The organism is Bacillus sp. EB106-04-04-XG123, from assembly GCF_058791855.1.
The window spans coordinates 32,878-55,215 of sequence record NZ_JBYTDZ010000008.1; the positions used below are offsets into that span (position 1 = coordinate 32,878).

Annotated in this window: 22 protein-coding genes, 2 tRNA genes and 1 pseudogene; all 25 read left to right on the top strand. The window is 41.9% G+C overall.

Annotation, left to right across the window (positions count from 1 at the left end):
* Positions 1–65 precede the first annotated feature (65 nt).
* The 25 genes and pseudogenes from yabP to lysS all read left to right on the top strand — a co-directional run bounded on the left by yabP (position 66) and on the right by lysS (position 22,042).
* Positions 66–374, top strand: coding sequence for a sporulation protein YabP (yabP, locus tag AC3WTB_RS18915; protein ID WP_024425646.1), 309 nt, complete (start codon positions 66–68; stop codon positions 372–374).
* On the top strand, positions 371–1,009 hold the full coding sequence (gene yabQ / locus AC3WTB_RS18920) for a spore cortex biosynthesis protein YabQ (protein ID WP_039175923.1): 639 nt from the start codon (positions 371–373) through the stop codon (positions 1,007–1,009). Before yabP ends, yabQ begins: the two co-directional genes overlap by 4 nt.
* An 18-nt stretch (positions 1,010–1,027) precedes the next feature.
* Positions 1,028–1,402 carry an FtsB family cell division protein gene (locus AC3WTB_RS18925; RefSeq protein ID WP_003217952.1) on the top strand — a complete coding sequence of 125 codons (375 nt, stop codon included), beginning with the start codon at positions 1,028–1,030 and terminating at the stop codon, positions 1,400–1,402.
* An 82-nt stretch (positions 1,403–1,484) separates the two neighbouring features.
* Positions 1,485–1,880 carry a S1 domain-containing RNA-binding protein gene (locus AC3WTB_RS18930; RefSeq protein WP_008357409.1) on the top strand — a complete coding sequence of 132 codons (396 nt, stop codon included), beginning with the start codon at positions 1,485–1,487 and terminating at the stop codon, positions 1,878–1,880.
* Positions 1,881–2,057: 177 nt separating this feature from the next.
* Positions 2,058–2,131, top strand: a tRNA-Met gene (locus AC3WTB_RS18935).
* 25 nt (positions 2,132–2,156) lie between these two features.
* Positions 2,157–2,228: transfer RNA gene (locus AC3WTB_RS18940), tRNA-Glu, on the top strand.
* A 203-nt stretch (positions 2,229–2,431) separates the two neighbouring features.
* Positions 2,432–4,915 carry a stage II sporulation protein E gene (spoIIE, locus tag AC3WTB_RS18945; RefSeq protein WP_058838225.1) on the top strand — a complete coding sequence of 828 codons (2,484 nt, stop codon included), beginning with the start codon at positions 2,432–2,434 and terminating at the stop codon, positions 4,913–4,915.
* Positions 4,916–4,991: 76 nt separating this feature from the next.
* Positions 4,992–5,729 carry a vWA domain-containing protein gene (locus tag AC3WTB_RS18950; RefSeq protein WP_034325063.1) on the top strand — a complete coding sequence of 246 codons (738 nt, stop codon included), beginning with the start codon at positions 4,992–4,994 and terminating at the stop codon, positions 5,727–5,729.
* Positions 5,713–6,720, top strand: a complete 1,008-nt coding sequence (prkT, locus tag AC3WTB_RS18955; protein WP_084096458.1) for a serine/threonine protein kinase PrkT — start codon at positions 5,713–5,715, stop codon at positions 6,718–6,720. The genes AC3WTB_RS18950 and prkT overlap by 17 nt, the downstream gene beginning before the upstream one ends.
* Positions 6,721–6,816: 96 nt before the next feature.
* Positions 6,817–8,239 (top strand): annotated as a pseudogene (gene tilS, locus AC3WTB_RS18960) (tRNA lysidine(34) synthetase TilS).
* Positions 8,236–8,775, top strand: a complete 540-nt coding sequence (gene hpt / locus AC3WTB_RS18965; RefSeq protein ID WP_008357399.1) for a hypoxanthine phosphoribosyltransferase — start codon at positions 8,236–8,238, stop codon at positions 8,773–8,775. Before tilS ends, hpt begins: the two are co-directional and overlap by 4 nt.
* Before the next feature lie 95 nt (positions 8,776–8,870).
* On the top strand, positions 8,871–10,772 hold the full coding sequence (ftsH, locus tag AC3WTB_RS18970; RefSeq protein ID WP_034284252.1) for an ATP-dependent zinc metalloprotease FtsH: 1,902 nt from the start codon (positions 8,871–8,873) through the stop codon (positions 10,770–10,772).
* A gap of 161 nt (positions 10,773–10,933) precedes the next feature.
* A complete protein-coding gene (locus tag AC3WTB_RS18975) occupies positions 10,934–11,710 on the top strand; it encodes a type III pantothenate kinase (protein ID WP_039175940.1) in 777 nt (258 codons plus the stop codon).
* Positions 11,711–11,724: 14 nt separating this feature from the next.
* Positions 11,725–12,600 (top strand): Hsp33 family molecular chaperone HslO, encoded by an 876-nt coding sequence (hslO, locus tag AC3WTB_RS18980; RefSeq protein WP_024425653.1) that lies wholly within the window; start codon positions 11,725–11,727, stop codon positions 12,598–12,600.
* A 46-nt stretch (positions 12,601–12,646) separates the two neighbouring features.
* Positions 12,647–13,555, top strand: coding sequence for a peptidyl-prolyl cis-trans isomerase (locus AC3WTB_RS18985; RefSeq protein WP_492334098.1), 909 nt, complete (start codon positions 12,647–12,649; stop codon positions 13,553–13,555).
* A 77-nt stretch (positions 13,556–13,632) separates the two neighbouring features.
* Positions 13,633–14,556: a cysteine synthase A gene (cysK, locus tag AC3WTB_RS18990; protein ID WP_024425655.1), complete on the top strand. Its 924-nt coding sequence runs from the start codon at positions 13,633–13,635 to the stop codon at positions 14,554–14,556.
* Positions 14,557–14,680: 124 nt separating this feature from the next.
* Complete coding sequence (locus AC3WTB_RS18995) at positions 14,681–16,099, top strand: anthranilate synthase component I family protein (protein WP_144495890.1); 1,419 nt, start codon at positions 14,681–14,683, stop codon at positions 16,097–16,099.
* 13 nt (positions 16,100–16,112) lie between these two features.
* Positions 16,113–16,706, top strand: a complete 594-nt coding sequence (gene pabA / locus AC3WTB_RS19000; RefSeq protein ID WP_024425656.1) for an aminodeoxychorismate/anthranilate synthase component II — start codon at positions 16,113–16,115, stop codon at positions 16,704–16,706.
* Positions 16,703–17,551, top strand: a complete 849-nt coding sequence (gene pabC, locus AC3WTB_RS19005) for an aminodeoxychorismate lyase (protein WP_058838230.1) — start codon at positions 16,703–16,705, stop codon at positions 17,549–17,551. Before pabA ends, pabC begins: the two co-directional genes overlap by 4 nt.
* A 9-nt stretch (positions 17,552–17,560) precedes the next feature.
* Positions 17,561–18,418, top strand: coding sequence for a dihydropteroate synthase (gene folP / locus AC3WTB_RS19010; RefSeq protein ID WP_492334099.1), 858 nt, complete (start codon positions 17,561–17,563; stop codon positions 18,416–18,418).
* Positions 18,411–18,773 carry a dihydroneopterin aldolase gene (gene folB / locus AC3WTB_RS19015; RefSeq protein ID WP_024425659.1) on the top strand — a complete coding sequence of 121 codons (363 nt, stop codon included), beginning with the start codon at positions 18,411–18,413 and terminating at the stop codon, positions 18,771–18,773. Before folP ends, folB begins: the two co-directional genes overlap by 8 nt.
* Positions 18,770–19,273: a 2-amino-4-hydroxy-6-hydroxymethyldihydropteridine diphosphokinase gene (folK, locus tag AC3WTB_RS19020; protein WP_039175953.1), complete on the top strand. Its 504-nt coding sequence runs from the start codon at positions 18,770–18,772 to the stop codon at positions 19,271–19,273. The genes folB and folK overlap by 4 nt, the downstream gene beginning before the upstream one ends.
* Positions 19,225–19,458 carry a helix-turn-helix domain-containing protein gene (locus AC3WTB_RS19025; protein WP_024425661.1) on the top strand — a complete coding sequence of 78 codons (234 nt, stop codon included), beginning with the start codon at positions 19,225–19,227 and terminating at the stop codon, positions 19,456–19,458. The genes folK and AC3WTB_RS19025 overlap by 49 nt, the downstream gene beginning before the upstream one ends.
* Complete coding sequence (gene dusB, locus AC3WTB_RS19030; RefSeq protein WP_039175955.1) at positions 19,451–20,452, top strand: tRNA dihydrouridine synthase DusB; 1,002 nt, start codon at positions 19,451–19,453, stop codon at positions 20,450–20,452. Before AC3WTB_RS19025 ends, dusB begins: the two co-directional genes overlap by 8 nt.
* A 90-nt stretch (positions 20,453–20,542) precedes the next feature.
* Entirely contained in the window at positions 20,543–22,042 is a 1,500-nt protein-coding gene (lysS, locus tag AC3WTB_RS19035) for a lysine--tRNA ligase (protein WP_034284259.1), read from the top strand.
* The last annotated feature ends 296 nt before the right edge of the window (positions 22,043–22,338 follow it).

The following is a 22,338-nucleotide window of genomic DNA, read 5'->3' on the forward strand; positions in this document are numbered from 1 at the left end:
CTAAATGACCCTCTTATCACATACAATGCAGTAACATGCAAGTATGAGATATGGGGGATGTATAAATGAATCAATATTATAATCAACCTCAAGGCACGAAGCTGTCATCAGACGCGGAGCACAATGTCACAATGCGAAACAGAAAGCATTTAGATATCACTGGTGTCAAACAAGTGGAAAGCTTTGATAGTGAGGAATTTCTGCTAGAGACGGTCATGGGGATTCTCGCCATCCGCGGAGAAAATCTGCAAATGAAGAACCTAGACGTCGAAAAGGGCGTTGTGTCGATCAAAGGGCGTGTCTTTGATTTAATCTATGTTGATGAGCAGCACGGGGAGAAAGCTAAAGGATTTTTTAGCAAGCTGTTTAAATGACGCTGACAGTCCAGTTTTATACGATGCTTTCCATGGCGGCGATGGGCATCTGGCTGGGCGCATCGCTTGATACGTACAAGCTGTTTGTGAACCGGGAAAAAACAGCAAAATGGCTTTTGGCTATACACGATCTCCTTTTTTGGATGGTGCAGGGTCTCTTATTCTTTTACGTCCTGCTGCTGACAAATGAGGGAGAATTCAGGCTTTATATTTTTCTAGCCGTTGCTCTAGGTTTCTCGATGTATCAGGCATTGATGAAACAGCTGTATCTCAAGATTCTCAAGTTTATCATGATGTGTGTATATCAGACCGTTCTCTTCCTGAAAAGGCTGGTCATGTCGATTGTCTTCCAGCCGATCCGCTGGATGATCACATTGGTCATAAGTGCTATTCTGTTCTTGCTCCACTCGCTCTTACGTCTAGTTCGTTTTACGTTTCGGCTCGTGTGGAAGGTGCTGTCGATTGTTTGTTATCCGCTCATCTGGTTACTCAATGTGACCATTATTCATCGGATTCCCGAAAAATGGCGAACATCAATGAGATTGTTTTTCTCAAAAGGAGCAGGAATTTTACAAGGGGCCAAGAAATTATCTGGTACCATCAAAACGAAATGGAAACAATTCTGGACAAAGTAAGAGAGGAGGCCTTCAACCTTGAACAAGAGAAAAAGAAATATCGCACAAATTCAAAATGATTACCAAAAACAAATGGAACAGCAAGCACAGCGCTTAAAACGCAAACGTCGCGGACTCCTTAGAAGGCTTACCGTGTTTGGTGTGATCGTGCTCATGTTTGCTGTCTTGGTGACAAGTGCCCTCTGGTCGCAATCGTCTTCACTAAAGGAAAAAGAAGAGAAGAAGGTTGCGCTCGAAAAAGAGTTGAAGCAATTACAAACAAAGCAGGAAGATATTTCTGATGAAATTAAGAAGCTGAAAAGCAAGGAATACGTACTCGAACTGGCACGACGGGACTATTATATGTCCAAAAAAGGCGAAAAAATCTTTGATGTGGGCAATAAGAGCGATTAGCCTTGTTGACACTTAAAATTCAGTTTATGTATAATTGAACAAATGAGATTTTTTTATAAGTCTAAGGAGGAGCACTTTTTTTATGTCGATTGAAGTTGGCAGCAAGTTACAAGGGAAAGTTACGGGCATTACAAATTTTGGAGCTTTTGTGGAGTTGCCAGGCGGTTCAACTGGTCTCGTTCATATCAGTGAGGTAGCCGATAACTATGTAAAAGATATTAATGAGCATTTAAAAGTCGGTGAACAAGTTGAAGTGAAAGTGATTAACGTTGAAAAAGACGGTAAAATCGGCTTGTCCATTAAAAAAGCAAAAGATCGTCCTCAACAACAATCAAGACCAAGCAGAAATGATTTCCGTCCGAAGGAATCGTTTGAACAAAAAATGAACAAATTCTTAAAAGATAGCGAAGATCGCTTAACATCTTTAAAACGTAACACGGAATCAAAACGTGGGGGGCGCGGAGCAAGAAGAGGTTAACTTGTTGCTGCTTTCTATATATTTTCACAACAAAGCATCTGCTGTTCAGCAGGTGCTTTTTTTCATGACCTATCCTACATTTTTTGAGATTTCGTCATTTAATTTAAAACTTTCTATTGACGGACAAGCGAATCCTTTGTATTATAGTTCTTGTGCTTCTTAGCGCATTATTATTATGGCGGTGTAGCTCAGCTGGCTAGAGCGTACGGTTCATACCCGTGAGGTCGGGGGTTCGATCCCCTCCGCCGCTATCCTTTTAACTAGAACATAAAGCAAGGCCCGTTGGTCAAGCGGTTAAGACACCGCCCTTTCACGGCGGTAACACGGGTTCGAATCCCGTACGGGTCATCTTCGAAACAGCTTTCTATAGGAAAGCTGTTTTTTTGTGCTTTCGTAAAATTCTGATGAAAGACATCGACTTTCATGAAAGTATGCCTCTTTGACGAATAAAGCGTCGAACGTTTTATGGAAACGACAACTTCTTTTGACAAAATTTCTTTTTCACCTTCGCTATAATGACAAGCAACGAATATCAGGTGGGGGATGAGAAGATGGAAAAACTAGAAAGAAGAACTGATTTAACAGGAGCGGGGTTTGAAAGAATCAGTGCGGGGTTAAAAAAGATGAAAAACCTGTTTCTTCATCACACGCATTCTCTTTTTTTCTATAAAGGGTTTATTTATGTTGTTCTAGGCTTTTTATTAGGACGAGCCTTTATATTATCTGAAATTATGCCGTTTGCTCTGCCTTTCTTTGGTTCCATGCTGCTTATTAAAAGAGATAAGGCAATGCTTGCTTGTCTCGCTTTACTCGCTGGGGCGATGACGATATCACCTCAAAATGCATTGTTTGTGTTTGCATCGCTGCTTATGTTTCTCCTTATGTCAAAGGTGGTTTCTTTCATCATCAAAGACCCAGTGAAAACATTACCGGTTGTCATTGTTCTCTCAATGCTGATTACCCGAGGAGCGTTTGTTTACCTAGAGCAAGGTGCTGTGCAAAGCTATGATTACGTCATGGCGGGTGTCGAAGCAGGACTTGCCTTCATTTTGACACTGATTTTTCTTCAAAGCCTGCCGATTTTTACAGTCAGGAAAATTAAACACTCTTTAAAGGTCGAAGAAATTATTTGTTTTATGATTTTAATTGCCTCAGTTTTAACTGGCCTTGCTGGGATCTCATTTCAAGGGATGCAGGCAGAGCATATCTTATCACGTTATGTAGTGCTGACCTTTGCCTTTATTGGCGGAGCCAGTATTGGTTGTACGGTCGGTGTCGTGACAGGATTAATTCTCGGTCTCGCCAACATCGGAAACCTTTATCAGATGAGTCTTCTTGCCTTTTCAGGTTTATTAGGCGGATTGCTGAAAGAAGGGAAGAAAGCAGGGGCAGCCATCGGCTTAATTGTGGGTTCCTTACTCATTTCACTGTATGGGGAAGGGTCAGCAGGTCTCATGACTACACTGTATGAATCACTTATAGCAGTTGCGCTCTTTTTGCTCACGCCGCAATCAGTCACCTCCAAGGTAGCGAAATACATTCCTGGTACGGTAGAGCATGTACAAGAGCAGCAGCAATATGCTCGGAAAGTACGAGACGTGACAGCAAAAAAGGTAGACCAATTCTCTAATGTATTTCATGCGCTGTCTGAGAGTTTTGCGACATTTTACGAATCTATTCCTGAAGAGAAGAAGCAGGAAGAGGATGTAGATCTTTTTTTAAGTACGATCACAGAACGATCCTGTCAAACGTGCTATAAGAAAAATAAATGCTGGGTGCAGAACTTTGATACAACCTATGAACTAATGAAACAAGTTATGCATGAATCTGATGAAAAAACGTATGAGCATAACCGAAAATTGAAAAAGAAATTTAGTCAGCACTGCTCAAAATCAAAACATGTCGAGGAATTGATTGAAGAGGAGATCGCTTACTATAAAGCCAACCAGACACTGAAGAAAAAAGTCCAAGACAGCAGACGTCTTGTGGCTGAACAGCTGATGGGGGTCTCGCAAGTGATGGAGGATTTTTCCCGGGAAATAAAACGAGAAAGAGAACAGCATTTTATTCAAGAAGAGCAGATGATAGAAGCGCTTCAGCACTTTGGTATTGAAATTCAGCAAGTAGAAATCTATAGCTTGGAACAGGGAAATGTCGATATTGAAATGAGAATCCCATATTGCCAAGGGCATGGGGAATGTGAAAAAATCATTGCTCCAATGCTTTCAGATATTTTAGAAGAACAGATTTTAGTCAAAGCAGAGCAGTGTGCAGAGCATCCAACAGGCTATTGTCATGTTGTGTTTGGCTCTGCCAAATCATATCGAGTGGCTACAGGCGTGGCACATGCAGCAAAAGGCGGAGGACTGGTATCTGGAGACAGCTACAGCATGATGGAGCTTGGTGCAGGCAAGTATGCCGCAGCTATTAGTGATGGAATGGGCAACGGAGCACGTGCTCATTTTGAAAGCAATGAGACGATTAAGCTGTTAGAAAAAATATTGGCGTCAGGTATCAATGAAAAAGTAGCGATTAAAACCATTAATAGTATTTTATCTTTACGAACGACGGACGAGATCTATTCAACATTGGATTTATCGATTATTGATTTACAGGATGCAAGCTGTAAGTTCCTCAAGATTGGTTCAACACCCAGCTTTATTAAACGAGGTGATCAGGTGATGAAGGTACAAGCAAGCAACTTGCCGATTGGTATTATTGATGAATTCGAAGTCGAGGTTGTGAGCGAACAGATGAAAGCAGGAGATCTCTTGATTATGATGAGTGACGGCATTTTTGAAGGGCCAAAGCATATTGAAAATCATGATCTGTGGGTGAAACGGAAAATGAAAAGCTTTAAAACAGAAGATCCACAAGAAATTGCTGATTTATTAATGGAAGAGGTCATTCGAACAAGAGCAGGCCAAATTGACGACGATATGACGGTTGTTGTCATTAGGCTCGACCACAACACACCAAAATGGGCTTCCATTCCGACAGGTACATTCTATCTTGAGAAACAAGAGATTTCTTAAAATATCGTATAATATGAATTTCTTCTGGCGATGATGGGGATATAAGCATTCAGTTACAATCCCAGGAGGAATGAAGATGCGAAAAGGTCACGTCAACCAAATCTTATTGATTACAGATGGCTGCTCAAATCACGGGGAAGATCCGCTTGCGATTGCCTCATTGGCAAAGGAACAAGGGATTACAGTCAATGTCATTGGCATTATGGAAGAAAACAGACACGATCATGAAGCGATGAAAGAAGTAGAGGGGATTGCTCTCGCAGGCGGAGGCATCCATCAAGTTGTCTACGTCCAGCAATTATCTCAAACAGTACAAATGGTCACGAAAAAAGCGATGACACAAACCTTACAAGGTGTTGTGAATAAAGAATTGCAGCAAATACTCGGCAAAGACACTGAAATTGAAGAGCTTCCACCAGATAAGCGCGGGGAAGTAATGGAGGTTGTTGATGAGTTAGGAGAGACGGTTCACCTTCAAGTACTCGTGCTTGTTGATACAAGTGCAAGTATGAAACCGAAGCTGCCGACTGTCAAAGAAGCACTTATCGACCTTTCCATCAGTTTAAATTCAAGAATTGGAGAAAATCAGTTTGGGATGTGTGTATTTCCCGGGAAAAACTCAGATGCTGAAATTGTGTTGAATTGGACGCCTCGATTCGATTCATTATCATCTATTTTCCCAAAACTGACCACTGGAGGAATCACCCCAACGGGACCAGCACTTCGGGAAGCACTTCAGCATTTCAAGTCAGTTCGCTCACGTAAAGGGCTGCTTGAAGCAAAGGAAGAGCATGATGATGAATTCGGTTTCTAACATCCCGTTAGGCACGGTGATTCAAGGGAAATGGCACCACCATCATTACCGTATTGTAAAAGAGCTTGGAAAAGGGGCGAACGGTGTTGTCTATCTGGCCGAATCGCCACATGGGCAAGCGGCCCTTAAAGTGAGTGATGACAGTATGCTCATTGCATCTGAAGTCAATGTATTAAAATCCTTTTCAAAGGCTCCTGTGAAAACCATGGGGCCTTCTTTTTATGATATGGATGATGCGATTTATCCCGGTATGCCTCAAAAACGCTCCTTTTACGTGATGGAATATGTCAGAGGCCCATTACTGCTTGAATTTGTGAAACAAAAGGGTGATGAGTGGATCGTTGTTTTGATGATTCAGCTTTTATCTAGCCTGGCTCATTTACATCAGGAAGGATGGATTTTTGGTGACTTAAAGCCTGATAATCTCATTGTTTCTGGTCCCCCGGCCACGATCCGGTGCATTGATGTGGGAGGAACGACAAAAGCGGGCAGGGCAATTAAGGAGTATACCGAGTTTTTTGATCGAGGATATTGGGGATTTGGCTCACGAAAAGCTGAACCAACTTATGATTTATTTGCCCTAGCCATGGTGATGGTTAACTGTGCGTATAAGAAAGAATTCAAAAAAGGAGCAGAACCAGAAAAGCAGCTTTATCGAGCCATTGAAGGACATCCTTTATTAAAGCGATATGAAAGGGTGTTAAAGGCTGCTTTACAAGGTAAATATCAATCAGCAGCAAACATGAAAAGTGCGATGCTGAAAGAAGGACAGCTGATTGAATCAAGAAAATCACGCCAAAAGAAGCAACAGCAAAAAAACGCGCCAAAACCCGCTGTTAATCGAAATCAACAAGTGACTTCACGATCGCGGGCTGCAGCAGCAAAAAGAACGTCAGTACGTAAAAAATCAGGCGGACTTTTTGAAACCATTCTTATCGTGTGCAGTGTACTCGCCCTTTACTGTGCATATGTGGTTTTGTTCCTGTTGTAGAGCTGTAAAAAAGCAGGCTTCTTCTTTGCTTGGAGCTACTGAAAGTGATAGGATATGTATATCTTTAAATTACCTGCTCTTTGTGAGGAGGAAGTTGTGAATAGAATTGAATCTTTTTTGAAAAAACATGATGTTTACCTTGAAAATACGACAGTCATTGTCGGGGTTTCCGGCGGACCAGATTCTATGCTCTTACTGCATGAACTTAACAAGCGCCGCAAAGGTTCCTATCAGCTGATTGCAGCCCATGTAGATCACATGTTCAGAGGAGAAGAGTCCTTTGCTGATTTGGCATTTGTTGAGGCTTACTGTAAGGAGCACGAGATCCCTTTTGAATCGTCCCGCATACAGGTCACCCAATATGCAAAAGAAAACCGCTTAAACAAACAGGCAGCTGCAAGGGAGTGCAGATATGCTTTCTTTCGTCAATTGATGGAGCAATACAACGCTCAATTTATAGCGCTTGCACATCATGGAGACGACCAAGTAGAAACAATGTTGATGAGACTTGCGAGAGGAACTGTTGGTATAGGACTCGCGGGTATCCAAGCAAAACGTCCTTTTCAAAATGGATGGCTGATTCGTCCACTCATTGGATACTCTAAGGACGACGTGCTAAAAGCTTGTGAAAAAGAACATGTTCCCTATGTCATTGATCAAAGCAATCATACAGATGACTACTTGAGAAACCGGGTAAGAAGACACATTCTTCCCGTGTTAAAAGAAGAGGCACCTCATGTACATGAAAGCTTTCAGTTTGTAAGTGACATGCTGACTGAGGATGAGCAATACTTGCAGGCTTTAACAAAGGTACAAATGAACCAAGTGATAACGAGTCAATCGCCTAAGCAAATTGAGATCAAAACGAAGCCTTTGCTTGACCTGCCTTTGCCTTTACAAAGAAGAGGCATTCAACTAATATTAAACTATCTTTATGAAAACACTCAATCAGCGTTTTCAAACCAGCATATTCTAGGGACTTTAGACTGGTTATCTCATACTGATCAACCGTCTGGATCATTAGATTTGCCAAAAGGTTTACAAGCTGTCAAGTCTTATGATCACTGTATGTTTACCTTTGAACGATCGCATGTAGTAGACCAGTCTTATGCTCTTCACTTAAAGGTTGAGCTTGGAGAAGAGCTTTTTCTCCCAAATGGACAGTCTATCGTCGTATCAAATCATGTTCCGAAGGATGCACGGAACGGAAACCATTTTTTCTTGCTTCTAAAAGATCATGTTCGTCTCCCTTTGATCATTCGCTCACGAAAAAATGGTGATCGAATCAAACTTAAAGGGATGAATGGATCAAAAAAGGTGAAGGATATATTTATTGATAAAAAAGTGCCTCTTGCAGAAAGAGACAGCTGGCCGATCGTCACTGACTCGGATCATCAAATCATCTGGATCCCAGGTCTGAAAAAATCTGTTTTTGAAGAAATTGATATGACAAACAGCGATCTCATTGTATTACAATATAGACAGCACGAAAATTTGTAGGGGGCAAGCAAAAGCATGAAACAAGATATTGAAAAGATTTTGATCTCAGAAGAAGAGATCCAGCAAAAAGTGAAGGAACTGGGTGCAACATTAACCAGTGATTATGATGGTAAATTTCCCCTGGCTATTGGTGTTTTGAAAGGGGCTCTTCCATTCATGGCAGACCTAATCAAACACATTGATACATATTTAGAACTTGATTTTATGGATGTATCTAGCTACGGAAAGTCTACCGTATCTTCTGGAGAAGTAAAGATCATTAAGGATCTAGATACTTCTGTTGAAGGAAGAGATATTTTGATTATGGAAGATATCATCGACAGTGGGTTAACTTTGAGCTATCTGGTAGAGCTTTTCCGATACCGTAAAGCAAATTCCATTAAAATTGTGACATTGCTTGATAAACCAAGTGGCCGCAAAGCAGACATCAAAGCAGATTATGTTGGATTTGAAGTACCAGATGCATTTGTTGTCGGCTATGGATTGGATTTCGCTGAACGTTACCGAAACCTCCCGTATATTGGAGTGTTAAAACCATCTGTTTACGAAGGCTGATCAGCATACGTATACATGAGGTTATTGGTTGTGTTGGAATGATTTTCTATGATACTATTGAACATAGTTGTGCTTACTGTGGGAGGAGGTAAGGAATGAATCGGGTTTTTCGTAATACGATTTTTTATATACTTATTTTATTACTTGTGATAGGGGTCGTTAGTTGGTTAGGATCCCCAAATCAAAAGCCTGAGAACATGTCTTACAGCAAATTTTCGCAAAATCTAAGTGCGGGAAAAGTGGAGAGTATCTCCATTCAGCCTGTAAGAGGGGTTTATGAAATTCGTGGTCAATTAGATGGCGCGAAGAAAGATCAATACTTCATTACCCATGTTCCAGATGGTCAAGGTGTTGACCAAATTTACAGTGCACTGAAGAATACAGATGTAAAAGTAGAACCAGCACCTGAAACAAATGGATGGCTGCAAGTTCTGACAACCATCATTCCGTTTATCATCATCTTTATCCTGTTCTTCTTCTTATTGAACCAAGCTCAGGGCGGCGGAAGCCGAGTCATGAACTTTGGTAAGAGTAAGGCGAAGCTTTACACAGAAGAGAAGAAACGTGTGAAATTTAAAGATGTTGCTGGTGCAGATGAAGAAAAGCAAGAGCTTGTAGAAGTGGTGGAATTCCTGAAGGATCCACGTAAATTTGCGGAGCTTGGCGCAAGAATCCCTAAAGGGGTTTTACTAGTAGGACCTCCAGGTACAGGTAAAACATTGCTTGCGAGAGCATCTGCAGGAGAAGCAGGCGTTCCTTTCTTCAGCATCAGTGGTTCTGACTTCGTCGAGATGTTCGTCGGTGTCGGTGCATCACGTGTACGTGATTTATTCGAAAATGCGAAAAAGAATGCACCTTGCTTAATCTTTATTGATGAGATTGATGCAGTGGGTCGTCAGCGTGGAGCCGGTCTTGGCGGTGGTCATGACGAGCGTGAACAAACGCTTAACCAGCTTCTTGTCGAAATGGATGGTTTTAGTGCCAACGAAGGTATTATTATCATCGCTGCGACGAACCGTGCAGATATTCTAGACCCTGCATTGCTGCGTCCGGGACGTTTTGACCGTCAAATTACGGTTGATCGCCCAGATGTTATTGGCCGTGAAGAAGTACTGAAAGTTCATGCGAAAAACAAACCGCTTGACGAGTCAGTCAACTTAAAAGCCATTGCAAGCAGAACACCAGGGTTCTCTGGAGCAGATCTTGAGAACTTACTAAACGAAGCAGCGCTTGTTGCTGCCCGTCAAAACAAAAAGAAAATCGATATGCGTGATATCGACGAAGCGACTGACCGTGTCATCGCAGGGCCGGCGAAGAAAAGCCGCGTCATTTCGAAGAAAGAACGTAATATCGTGGCTTACCATGAAGCAGGTCATACCGTCATTGGTCTTATCTTAGACGAAGCGGACATGGTGCATAAAGTAACGATCGTTCCTCGTGGTCAGGCAGGCGGATATGCGGTCATGCTTCCAAGAGAAGACCGTTATTTCCAAACGAAGCCAGAGCTTCTTGATAAGATTGTCGGCTTGCTCGGCGGTCGTGTTGCAGAGGAAATTACGTTTGGTGAAGTAAGTACAGGCGCTCACAACGACTTCCAGCGTGCAACAGGCATTGCAAGAAGAATGGTCACAGAGTTCGGTATGTCTGATAAACTTGGTCCGCTTCAATTCGGTCAATCACAAGGAGGTCAAGTATTCCTTGGCCGTGATTTCAACAATGAGCCGAATTATAGTGAAGCGATCGCTTACGAAATTGATCAAGAAGTTCAGCGTTTCATTAAGGAGAGCTACGAACGTGCGAAACAAATTCTCACTGAGAATAAAGATAAGCTAGAAATCATCGCACAAGCCCTTCTAGAAGTTGAAACATTAGATGCTGAACAAATTAAATCTCTTTACGAAACTGGAAAGCTTCCAGAGCGTGTATACGCAGATGACGAAGAGAAAAACGATGATGTGAAAGTAAACATCAAGAAAAAAGAAGATGAGGAGATCTAATCTCCTTCTGTGAAAGCTGCCGGGATCACCGGCAGCTTTTTTATTTCGATTCATGAATGGATCGGTTTCGAATTGTTTACAAATGGAACTCAATTCGTGTATGGTATGATAGAAAGTCGAAAAATGCTCTTTTTGAGAAACTATTCAAAGTGGTGATGAAGTTGTTACTCGTGATAGATGTAGGAAACACAAATACCGTTTTAGGTGTTTATCATAATGGCGATCTAAACTACCATTGGCGAATTGAAACAAGCCGTCATAAAACAGAAGACGAATTTGGTATGTCCATTAGGGCTTTATTCGATTATGTGGGGCTGATGTTTGATCAAATAGAAGGGATTATCATCTCGTCTGTGGTCCCGCCAATGATGTTCGCACTTGAAAGAATGTGCGAAAAGTATTTTCATCTAACACCCCAAATTGTAGGGCCTGGAATGAAGACTGGATTAAACATCATGTGTGACAATCCAAAGGAAGTCGGGGCTGATCGAATTGTCAATGCAGTAGCAGCAATTCACCTATATGGGGCGCCTCTTATTGTGGTAGACTTTGGAACAGCAACAACCTACTGTTATATCAATGAACAAAAACAATACATGGGTGGAGCGATTGCACCTGGTATTACCATCTCAACTGAGGCTTTATATACAAGAGCGGCGAAGCTGCCGAGAATTGAAATTGTCCGTCCTGATCACATTGTTGGAAAAAACACCATCAGTGCGATGCAATCCGGCATCCTTTATGGATATGTTGGTCAAGTCGAGGGAATAGTGAAACGGATGAAGCAGCAAGCCAAACAAACACCGAAAGTCATTGCAACAGGCGGTTTGTCTACATTGATTGGAAATGAATCAGACTGCATTGATATTGTCGATCCGTTCCTCACATTAAAAGGACTGCAGCTCATTTATGAACGTAATCGTGTCGGTGTATTATAGGAGGTTTAAATCAAATGGATTACTTAGTTAAAGCATTAGCATATGACGGAAAAGTCCGCGCATATGCTGCAAACACAACAGATACAATCAACGAAGCACAAAGAAGACATCATACGTGGCCGACTGCATCAGCTGCCATCGGCAGAACGATGACAGCAACCGTCATGATGGGTGCTATGTTGAAAGGTGAGAATAAGCTAACTGTCAAAATAGAAGGCGGTGGACCAATCGGCGCCATTATTGCTGATGGAAATGCAAAAGGTCAGGTGCGAGGATATGTCTCAAACCCACAAGTTCACTTTGATTTAAATGAACATGGCAAGCTGGATGTTAGACGTGCAGTCGGAACATCTGGAACCTTAAGTGTTGTCAAAGATATCGGGCTGAAGGACCACTTTACAGGACAAACGGAAATCGTATCGGGTGAAATTGGAGATGACTTCACATATTATCTTGTTTCTTCTGAGCAAGTGCCTTCCTCTGTAGGCGTAGGCGTCCTTGTCAATCCAGATAATTCGATCCTCGCAGCAGGCGGTTTCATCATTCAATTGCTGCCTGGTACAGAAGATGCTGTCATTGAAAGACTAGAAAAGCGTCTATCAACCATTGAACCAATCTCTAAACTCATTGAAAAAGGGATGACACCAGAAGAAATATTAGAAGAAGTACTCGGTGAAAAACCTCAAATTTTAGAAACTGTACCTGTCGAATTTTCTTGTAACTGCTCAAAAGAACGGTTTGCAAATGGCATTATCAGCCTAGGGAAAGCCGAAATTGATGATATGATTGAACAAGACGGACAAGCAGAAGCTCAATGCCATTTTTGTAACGAAACGTATGTATTTACAAAAGAAGAGCTAGAAGAGCTACGTGAAGAATTAACCCGCTAAGCTCTAAGCAGCGGGTTTTCTTTTTAGAATGGAAAGGAGACGAAAGATGAGATTAAAAGCAAGAGTGGTATGGACATTTATCCTCGTGTTGCTCATGATTAATGCCGTTGTCATTGCATATGTATTAACAAAGTCACAAATGTCACAGGCTTCTTCTAATGGGAAGAGCGGTGAAGAAATTGCATCGATTGGAAAAGAGAAGGTAACGCGTCAAGAATGGTTAAAGAAGATGGAAGACCGCTACGGAAAGGCAACACTTGAACAAATGATCAATCAGAAGGTGGTCAATCAGCTTGCCAAGCAAAACAAGCTGGACGTGTCTTCGAAAGAGATCAATCGTGAATTGCTTATGCTCAAAGCAGTATCTAATAATTTCTACGAAGATGGACATACAAGTGAGAAGGAATGGAAAGAACAGATTCGTTATCAAATTTTATTAGAGCAGCTTTTAACAAGAGATGCCGTCGTTTCTGAAAAAGAAGCGAAATCGTTTTATGAAAAAAACAAGGACTTATATCAATATGATGATTCATACCGCATTCGCCATATCGTCGTGAAGACAAAGGACGAGGCTGAAAATGTATTGAAAGATTTAAAAGGTGGATCCAGCTTCGAAGCCGTGGCAGCTGAACGTTCAATCGACCGTTACACCTCACCATACGGCGGAGATCTTGGATTTGTGACAGAAGAGCAGGAAAGCATCCCAGCCCTATACATACAAGAAGCTCAAAAGCTTCAGCCAGATGAATGGACGAAAGAGCCAATTCAGACCCAAAACGGGTATGCCATTATTCAGTTAAAAGAAAAATTAAATGGCCGCTCTTTCTCCTATGACGAAGTCAAAGATCAGATTAAAAGGCAGATCGCGATGGAAGATCTAGGTGAAAAGGCGAATGTCAAAACCCTGTGGAAGGAAGCAAAAGTCACATGGTTTTACGATGGCGAGCAGGACTAAAAGCATTGACAAAATTTTTTGAAATTGATAATTTAATATTAATACAATAAAATTACTCGGAGATAGAGGTGTTAGTGATGGCTCGTATTGCAAATTCAGTTTTTGAACTAATAGGAAATACACCAGTCGTTAAATTAAACCGTTTAGTAGATGAAGACAGTGCGGATGTCTACTTGAAACTTGAATATATGAACCCGGGAAGCAGTGTCAAAGATCGTATTGCTTTAGCGATGATCGAAGATGCTGAAGCAAAAGGTACACTAAAAGCCGGCGATACCCTTATTGAACCAACAAGTGGAAACACAGGAATCGGCCTTGCGATGGTAGCGGCTGCTAAAGGAATCAACGCGATTTTGGTTATGCCAGACACAATGAGTCAGGAGCGCCGCAACCTTTTACGCGCTTATGGTGCGGAGCTTGTCTTAACACCAGGTGCAGAAGGAATGAAAGGTGCCATCAAAAAAGCAGAAGAATTGGCAGAAGAGCATGGTTACTTCATGCCTCAGCAATTTAGCAACGAAGCCAATGCGGAGATTCACCGTCGTACAACTGGGAAAGAAATTCTTGAACAGTTTGACGGCGAGCTTGATGCATTTATTGCAGGTGTTGGTACGGGCGGTACGATTACAGGTGCTGGTGAAGTCCTAAAAGAAGCCATCCCATCCATCCAGCTTTATGCAGTAGAGCCGACAGATTCCCCTGTATTGTCAGGCGGAAAGCCGGGTCCGCATAAAATTCAAGGAATTGGAGCAGGTTTTGTTCCTTCAATCCTGAACACAGAAATATATGACGGCATCATCCAAGTGAAAAACGAAGATGCATTTGAGCTTGCAAGAAAAGCAGCGAAAGAAGAAGGAATCCTTGGCGGTATTTCTTCCGGAGCAGCTATTTACGCAGCACTTCAAACAGCGAAAAAGCTTGGTAAAGGGAAAAAGGTTCTCGCAATCATCCCAAGTAACGGTGAGCGTTACCTCAGTACACCTCTTTATCAATTCGATTAAACCAATCACCCCAGCATTTGCTGGGGTTTTTTCATGAATTCTGAAGATGGAAAGCAAATACTATTTTCTAAATAAATTGGATTGCATTACAATAAGATTAATGAAAATAAAAAAGGATGATAACATGACACAACGCAGGCCGATGGGCATCAAAATTCCTTTTACGAAAGATGCATTCTTGAAAAGATACGAACAATTAACTGCTCGTGAAACTCATCATGTGCTTCTAGAAAGTGCACGCGGCGGTTCATATAGCATTGCTGGTATTCACCCGATCGCTAAAGCGAAGGGGAAAGATGGGATGACGACCATCCATTATCAAGATGAGGTATTGTTCAAAGAAGGTGATCCATTCAGAGCGTTTACGGATTGGTTTCAATCCCTTCAAACCGAAACAAACGACGAATACCCCGATTTCCAAGGTGGAGCGATTGGGTTTTTAAGCTACGATTATGCTAGATACATCGAGCATTTTAAGATGCTGGCAATTGATGATCTTAAAACACCAGACCTTTATTTCCTCGTGTTTAACGATGTTGCAGTTTTTGATCATGAAGAGAACGCACTGTGGCTGATTACTCACACAGAGGAAGCAGAACCAATGAGTGAAGCGAATCAAAGGCTGGAAGAATGGAAGCGAAAGTGGACAAGCTCTTTTGAAGAATCAGCACAATCACCTGTCAATGAATCTTCCACAGAATTTGTACCAGCAGCACCTTTTACTGAAGAAACCTTTGGAGAAGCAGTAGAGAAAATTAAGCAATATATCGCAAACGGTGATGTGTTCCAAGTGAATTTATCTATCAGACAAGATGAACAGCTTCACACTCATCCGTATGATTTATACAAAACATTACGTCAAGTGAATCCATCTCCTTATATGTCTTACCTGCATACGCCTGACTTCCAGATTGTTTGTGGATCTCCAGAGCTGCTTATTAAGAAAAAAGGAACTCAGCTAGAAACAAGACCAATTGCCGGAACAAGATCACGAGGCAAAGACGACGCTGAGGATCAAGCGCTGGCAAAAGAACTGATTGAAAATGAAAAAGAACGCGCAGAGCATGTGATGCTCGTTGACCTTGAGCGGAATGACCTTGGACGAGTATCTACTTATGGATCCGTAAAAGTGAACGAATTTATGGCGATTGAGAAATATTCACACGTGATGCACATTGTCTCCAATGTACAAGGAGAGCTGCGTGATGAATGTGACGCGGTAGATGTCATGAGAGCTGTATTCCCAGGAGGAACGATTACAGGTGCTCCAAAAGTGAGAACAATGGAAATTATAGAAGAACTTGAGCCAACAAGACGTGGGCTTTATACTGGATCTATAGGCTGGTTTGGATTCAATCAAGATATGCACTTTAATATCGTTATTCGGACTGCGTATTGTACAGAAGGAAAAGCCTTTATGCAGTCAGGTGCGGGGATCGTCATAGATTCTGTCCCAAAACACGAATACAAAGAATCGATTAAAAAAGCCTATGCAGTGAAAAAAGCAATACAGTTGAGCAAAGAAGAGACTATTTTGAGTTAGAGGTGAGCAGAGTATGATTTTAATGATTGATAATTATGATTCATTTACGTACAACCTGGTCCAGTATTTAGGTGAGCTTGGAGAAGAATTGATCGTGAAACGGAATGATCAAGTGACCATTCAGGAAATTGAAGAGCTCAAGCCGGATTTTCTCATGATTTCTCCAGGGCCATGCAGTCCTGATGAAGCGGGAATTAGTATGGAGGCGATCAAGCACTTTGCAGGAAGTATTCCGATCTTCGGTGTGTGTTTAGGCCACCAATCCATCGCACAAGTCTTTGGCGGGGATGTTGTTCGAGCAGAGCGCTTAATGCACGGTAAAACGTCAGAGATTAAACATGACGGAAAAGGTGTCTTCACAGGACTTCAAAATCCGCTCGTTGCAACGAGATATCACTCATTAATTGTCAAAAACGAGACGCTGCCAGAGTGCTTTGACGCAACAGCCAGCACAAAGGAAGGCGAGCTCATGGCGATTCGCCATAAAGAATTGCCGATTGAAAGTGTGCAATTCCATCCTGAATCAATTATGACGTCCTTCGGAAAAGAAATGCTGAAAAATTTCATTGAAACCTATCGTAAAAAGGGGCATGAAGTAAACGCATGATCATTTATCTGAACGGTCAGTATATAGAGGAGAAAGACGCGACTCTTTCTCCTTTTGATCATGGTTTTCTATATGGCATCGGTGTATTCGAAACATTTACCAGCCTGGCAGGACAAGTCTTCCTGTTGGATTGGCATCTTGAAAGGCTCAATCAATCATTACGTGACCTTTGCATCGAATCCACAATAGAGAAACCATTTGTACTCGACATCATTCATACCTTACTGAATAAAAACCAAATAGCCGGCGGCCATGCGAGAATTCGCTTGAATGTTTCTGCGGGCAGAGGAAACGGATTCTCTGCAGATCCTTATGAAGAGCCTGTCGTTTTTGTCATGATCTCTCCTTTCCGTCCAGAATCTATTTTGGATGAGAAAAAGGGAGTCATTCTTCAAACGAGAAGAAATACACCGGAAGGCCCAAGACGCCTCAAGTCTCATCATTATATGAACAACTTGCTCGCTAAAAGGGAAGTGGGGAATGACCCGTCGTTAGAAGGCATCTTTTTAACAAAAGAAGATGATGTGGCAGAAGGCATTACCTCGAATATATTTTGGCGAAAAGATGATGTGATCTATACACCGTCACTTGATACAGGCATTTTAAATGGGGTCACTCGTCGATACTGTATGGAAACGCTCCGCGCTATGGGGGCTTCGCTAAAGGAAGGGCGATACCCAGTCTCACATTTGCTTTCTGCTGATGAGGCATGGATGACCAATTCTGTTCAGGGAGTTGTACCGTTCAGAGGAATAGGAGAAATCCACTTTCCCAAAAACAGCCGGACAATTTCAACAAGGTTAAGAATGCAATACACTAAAGAACGTCAAGACCATAAAGAGTAGGTGGACACAATGACACAACAATTGATAAAACAGCCTAAAATCATACAGGCCAAGCACCATACCCTTAGTTATGAAGAAAAGACATTAGTCATGGGCATTTTAAATGTCACACCTGACTCTTTTTCAGATGGAGGGAAGTTTAATCAAGTAGATAAAGCGCTGGCTCATGCAGCGCAGCTGATAGAAGACGGGGCACATATTATTGATATTGGCGGAGAATCGACTCGCCCGGGAGCGGCACTTGTCTCGGAAGAAGAGGAGCTTTCAAGGGTCATTCCGGTCATTGAGACGATCACAAAAGAATTAGATGTACCTATCTCTATTGATACGTATAAAGCCCGTGTTGCAGATGAAGCGGTGAAAGCTGGAGCCTCCATTATTAATGATGTATGGGGAGCAAAGGCAGATCCCCAAATGGCACATGTGGCAGCGAAGCACAATGTTCCAATCATTTTAATGCACAATCGGCCAGAACGAAACTACACACATCTGATTTCAGATATGATCGCCGATTTGAAAGAAAGTGTCCAAATTGCCCAGCAAGCGGGTGTCCGCGATGACATGATCATATTAGATCCTGGTGTAGGATTTGCGAAAAATAAAGAGGACAACCTGAAGGTCATGAATGAACTTGAACATTTTTGTCACCTTGGGTATCCACTGCTGCTGGCTACATCTCGAAAACGATTCATTGGTGCTGTCTTAGACCTGCCGCCTGAAGAACGTACTGAAGGAACAGGTGCGACGGTCTGTCTTGGGATTCAAAAGGGCAGTGCGATGGTCCGTGTACATGATGTAAAAGAAATTGCAAGAATGGCAAAAATGATGGATGCCATGCTGAATAAGGGAGGCGCTTATCATCGATAAAGTATATGTAAACGGAATGGAATTTTACGGGTACCACGGCGTATTTGCAGAAGAAAACAAACTAGGGCAGCGATTCCGCGTGGACTTAACAGCTTCACTTGATTTAAGTAAAGCCGGACAAACTGATGACCTCAATGAGACGATCAACTATGCAGAGCTCTACCAAATCTGCAAAAGCATCGTAGAAGGTGAGCCGGTCAATCTCGTTGAAACACTGACAGAAAGAATTGCAAACCAAGTGTTAAAGGACTTTCCGACAGTCCAGGAATGTACAGTGAAGGTGATCAAGCCAGATCCGCCAATTCCAGGTCACTATCAGTCCGTTGCAATTGAAATGACGAGATCACGCACATGAATAACACGGCATACATCGCATTAGGCTCAAACATAGGTAAAAAAGAAACCTATTTAAAAGAAGCCGTTAAAAAACTGCATGAACATCCAGAGGTACAAGTGGAATTAATCTCATCAATATATGAAACAACACCTGTAGGCTATGAAAACCAAGATGACTTTTTAAATATGGCCGTGAAAATTACCACTTCACTTCGTCCAGAGGAACTACTGTCTCTTACTCAGACAATCGAGCAAGAGTTAGGCAGAACAAGAGAAGTGAGGTGGGGGCCGCGAACGGCTGACCTTGACATTTTACTTTATAATCGTGAAAATATTGAAACAGAACAACTTGTAGTGCCGCATCCTAGAATGTACGAACGTTTATTCGTTCTTGTTCCGATGAGTGAGATTTGCCCAGAAATCGGCGAAGTACAAATAAATGCCGTAACAGACCAAGAAGGTGTAAGCATATGGAAAAAGACATGTGGGGTAGAAGAATTCGTGCATACCGAAAGCTAAAAGGGTATACTCAGGAAGGGTTCGCGAAAAGACTGGGCATCTCTGTCTCTGTCTTAGGAGAAATTGAGCGAGGCAATCGATTACCAACAAACCAATTGGTTGGTCAAATAGCAGATGCTTTAAATATAACGGTGGAAGAACTTTCGCCAATCCTTGAAGAAGAAAGGAGGGGGAAAAATGTTTAAAATCGGAGATATCGAGATTAAAAACAAAGTAGTGCTCGCGCCAATGGCTGGTGTGTGCAACTCTGCCTTCAGACTGACAGTGAAAGAGTTTGGAGCGGGCTTAGTCTGCGCTGAAATGGTCAGTGACAAAGCGATCCTGATCAACAATGCAAGAACAATGGGTATGCTATACATTGATGAACGGGAAAAGCCTTTGAGCCTTCAGATATTTGGAGGGGAAAAAGACACACTCGTCGAAGCGGCAAAGTTTGTAGACAAGAATACCACAGCGGATATTATTGATATCAACATGGGCTGTCCTGTGCCGAAGATTACGAAATGTGATGCAGGAGCGAAATGGCTGCTTGATCCAAACAAAATTTATGAAATGGTCTCTGCTGTTGTAGATGCTGTAGACAAACCTGTTACAGTGAAAATGAGAATGGGCTGGGACGAAGACCATATCTTTGCTATTGATAATGCCCGTGCTGTTGAACGAGCAGGTGGACAAGCGGTTGCGCTTCACGGACGGACACGCGTGCAAATGTACGAAGGAACAGCGAATTGGGATATCATGAAAGAGGTTAAACAATCTGTATCCATTCCTGTCATCGGCAATGGCGATGTCAAAACCCCTCAAGATGCAAAACGTATGCTTGATGAAACGGGTGTGGACGCTGTCATGATCGGAAGAGCCGCACTAGGAAACCCGTGGATGATCTATCGAACGGTTCATTATTTAGAAACGGGTGAACTGAAAGAAGAGCCAAACGTGCGTGAGAAAATGTCAGTGTGCAAACTTCACTTAGACAGACTCATTGACCTGAAAGGCGAGCATGTGGCTGTCAGAGAAATGAGAAAGCACGCAGCGTGGTACTTAAAAGGTGTCCGAGGCAATGCGGACGTGAGAAATCAAATCAATCAAAGTGAAACGAGAGCGGAGCTTGTACAAGTTCTTGATGACTTTACGATCGAAGCCGAGGCAAAAGAGCTTCAAAGTATAAAAGTAGGATAAGACTATCTTTCTTTTTGTAGCTCACTGCTAGTGCATGTACTGGCAGTTTTTCTGCTTTTCTCTGCAAAATACATTATTGGAGTGATATAAATGAGTAATGAAGGGCTTAATAACGAAGAATTAAATGACCAATTTCAGGTCAGACGTGACAAAATGAATAAAATGAGAGAAGAGGGTATCGATCCATTCGGTGAACGATATGACCGTTCTCATCAATCTGCGCAAATTATCGCTGAATATGACGAGTTTTCTAAAGAAGACTTAGAAGGAAAAGCGGCTCAAGTAACAATCGCTGGACGTATGATGACAAAGCGCGGAAAAGGAAAAGCTGGCTTTGCACATATTCAAGACCTAGAAGGACAAATTCAAATCTATGTTCGTAAAGATAGTGTAGGGGAAGAAGCTTACGAATTATTCAAAAGCTCAGACCTAGGCGATATCATCGGTGTAACAGGGACTGTTTTTAAAACAAACGTAGGAGAACTTTCTATTAAAGCGACCAGCTTTGAGGTTCTTACGAAAGCACTTCGCCCGCTTCCTGATAAGTATCATGGATTAAAAGATGTTGAACAACGCTATCGTCAGCGCTACCTTGACCTCATTGTAAATCCAGAAAGTAAGCAGACGTTCATCATGCGAAGCAAAATCATTCAATCCATGAGAAGATACTTAGATTCTAAAGGATACTTAGAAGTTGAAACACCAACAATGCACAGCATCCCTGGTGGTGCATCAGCGCGTCCTTTCATTACTCATCACAATGCACTTGATATGCCGCTTTATATGCGTATTGCGATCGAGCTGCACTTAAAACGCCTAATTGTCGGTGGTCTAGAGAAAGTATACGAGATTGGCCGTGTATTCCGTAATGAAGGTGTATCGACTCGTCACAACCCAGAATTCACTATGATCGAGCTGTATGAAGCATACGCAGACTACAAAGACATCATGAATCTGACTGAAAACCTGATTGCTCATATTGCCCAAGAGGTGTTAGGAACAACAACCATTCAATATGGAGAAGATGAAATTGATCTCAAACCTGAATGGAAGAGACTTCATATGGTTGAAGCGGTCAAAGAAGCAACAGGTGTAGACTTCTGGCAGGAGATGTCTGTTGAAGAAGCAAAACAGCATGCGGCTGATCATGGTGTTGAAATCACGAAAAATATGACAGTAGGTCATATTATCAATGAGTTCTTCGAGCAAAAAGTAGAAGAAACATTGGTTCAGCCTACATTCATTTACGGACATCCAGTGGAGATTTCTCCATTAGCTAAGAAAAATCCTGAAGACCCTCGCTTTACTGATCGCTTTGAGCTGTTTATCGTACGCCGCGAGCATGCAAATGCATTCACAGAGCTAAACGATCCAATCGATCAAAGAGAACGCTTTGAAGCTCAATTAAAAGAACGTGAAGAAGGAAACGACGAAGCGCATCTAATGGATGACGATTTTGTTGAAGCATTAGAATACGGTATGCCTCCAACAGGTGGTCTAGGAATCGGAATCGACCGATTAATCATGCTTTTAACAAATTCTCCATCAATCAGAGATGTACTGCTTTTCCCACAAATGAGAAACCGCTAATACATCAACCAAAGCGCCATTTTATCTATGGCGCTTTTTATTTTTCATAAAATGAAACTTTTTTTAAAAAAACTATTGCAAGGAAAGAAGCCAGATGGTATATTATTATTCGTTGCCGCAAAACAGCAACGAGGTTAAAAAAAGAAATTGAAAAAAGTTCTTGACTTTAACTGATGCAAAATGGTAAGATATTAAAGTCGCTTACGAGCGATAACGAAAATGATCTTTGAAAACTAAACAAGACAAAACGTACCTGTTAATTCGAGTTTTTATAAAAAAATCCTATGATACTTCAT

What these genes read in the sequence shown, in the direction of transcription:
- yabP (WP_024425646.1), top strand. Translation starts at nt 66, where the DNA reads ATGAATCAATATTATAATCAACCTCAAGGCACGAAGCTGTCATCAGAC.
- yabQ (WP_039175923.1), top strand. Translation starts at nt 371, where the DNA reads ATGACGCTGACAGTCCAGTTTTATACGATGCTTTCCATGGCGGCGATG.
- AC3WTB_RS18930 (WP_008357409.1), top strand. Translation starts at nt 1,485, where the DNA reads ATGTCGATTGAAGTTGGCAGCAAGTTACAAGGGAAAGTTACGGGCATT.
- spoIIE (WP_058838225.1), top strand. Translation starts at nt 2,432, where the DNA reads ATGGAAAAACTAGAAAGAAGAACTGATTTAACAGGAGCGGGGTTTGAA.
- AC3WTB_RS18950 (WP_034325063.1), top strand. Translation starts at nt 4,992, where the DNA reads ATGCGAAAAGGTCACGTCAACCAAATCTTATTGATTACAGATGGCTGC.
- prkT (WP_084096458.1), top strand. Translation starts at nt 5,713, where the DNA reads ATGAATTCGGTTTCTAACATCCCGTTAGGCACGGTGATTCAAGGGAAA.
- hpt (WP_008357399.1), top strand. Translation starts at nt 8,236, where the DNA reads ATGAAACAAGATATTGAAAAGATTTTGATCTCAGAAGAAGAGATCCAG.
- ftsH (WP_034284252.1), top strand. Translation starts at nt 8,871, where the DNA reads ATGAATCGGGTTTTTCGTAATACGATTTTTTATATACTTATTTTATTA.
- hslO (WP_024425653.1), top strand. Translation starts at nt 11,725, where the DNA reads ATGGATTACTTAGTTAAAGCATTAGCATATGACGGAAAAGTCCGCGCA.
- AC3WTB_RS18985 (WP_492334098.1), top strand. Translation starts at nt 12,647, where the DNA reads ATGAGATTAAAAGCAAGAGTGGTATGGACATTTATCCTCGTGTTGCTC.
- cysK (WP_024425655.1), top strand. Translation starts at nt 13,633, where the DNA reads ATGGCTCGTATTGCAAATTCAGTTTTTGAACTAATAGGAAATACACCA.
- AC3WTB_RS18995 (WP_144495890.1), top strand. Translation starts at nt 14,681, where the DNA reads ATGACACAACGCAGGCCGATGGGCATCAAAATTCCTTTTACGAAAGAT.
- pabA (WP_024425656.1), top strand. Translation starts at nt 16,113, where the DNA reads ATGATTTTAATGATTGATAATTATGATTCATTTACGTACAACCTGGTC.
- pabC (WP_058838230.1), top strand. Translation starts at nt 16,703, where the DNA reads ATGATCATTTATCTGAACGGTCAGTATATAGAGGAGAAAGACGCGACT.
- folP (WP_492334099.1), top strand. Translation starts at nt 17,561, where the DNA reads ATGACACAACAATTGATAAAACAGCCTAAAATCATACAGGCCAAGCAC.
- folK (WP_039175953.1), top strand. Translation starts at nt 18,770, where the DNA reads ATGAATAACACGGCATACATCGCATTAGGCTCAAACATAGGTAAAAAA.
- AC3WTB_RS19025 (WP_024425661.1), top strand. Translation starts at nt 19,225, where the DNA reads ATGGAAAAAGACATGTGGGGTAGAAGAATTCGTGCATACCGAAAGCTA.
- dusB (WP_039175955.1), top strand. Translation starts at nt 19,451, where the DNA reads ATGTTTAAAATCGGAGATATCGAGATTAAAAACAAAGTAGTGCTCGCG.
- lysS (WP_034284259.1), top strand. Translation starts at nt 20,543, where the DNA reads ATGAGTAATGAAGGGCTTAATAACGAAGAATTAAATGACCAATTTCAG.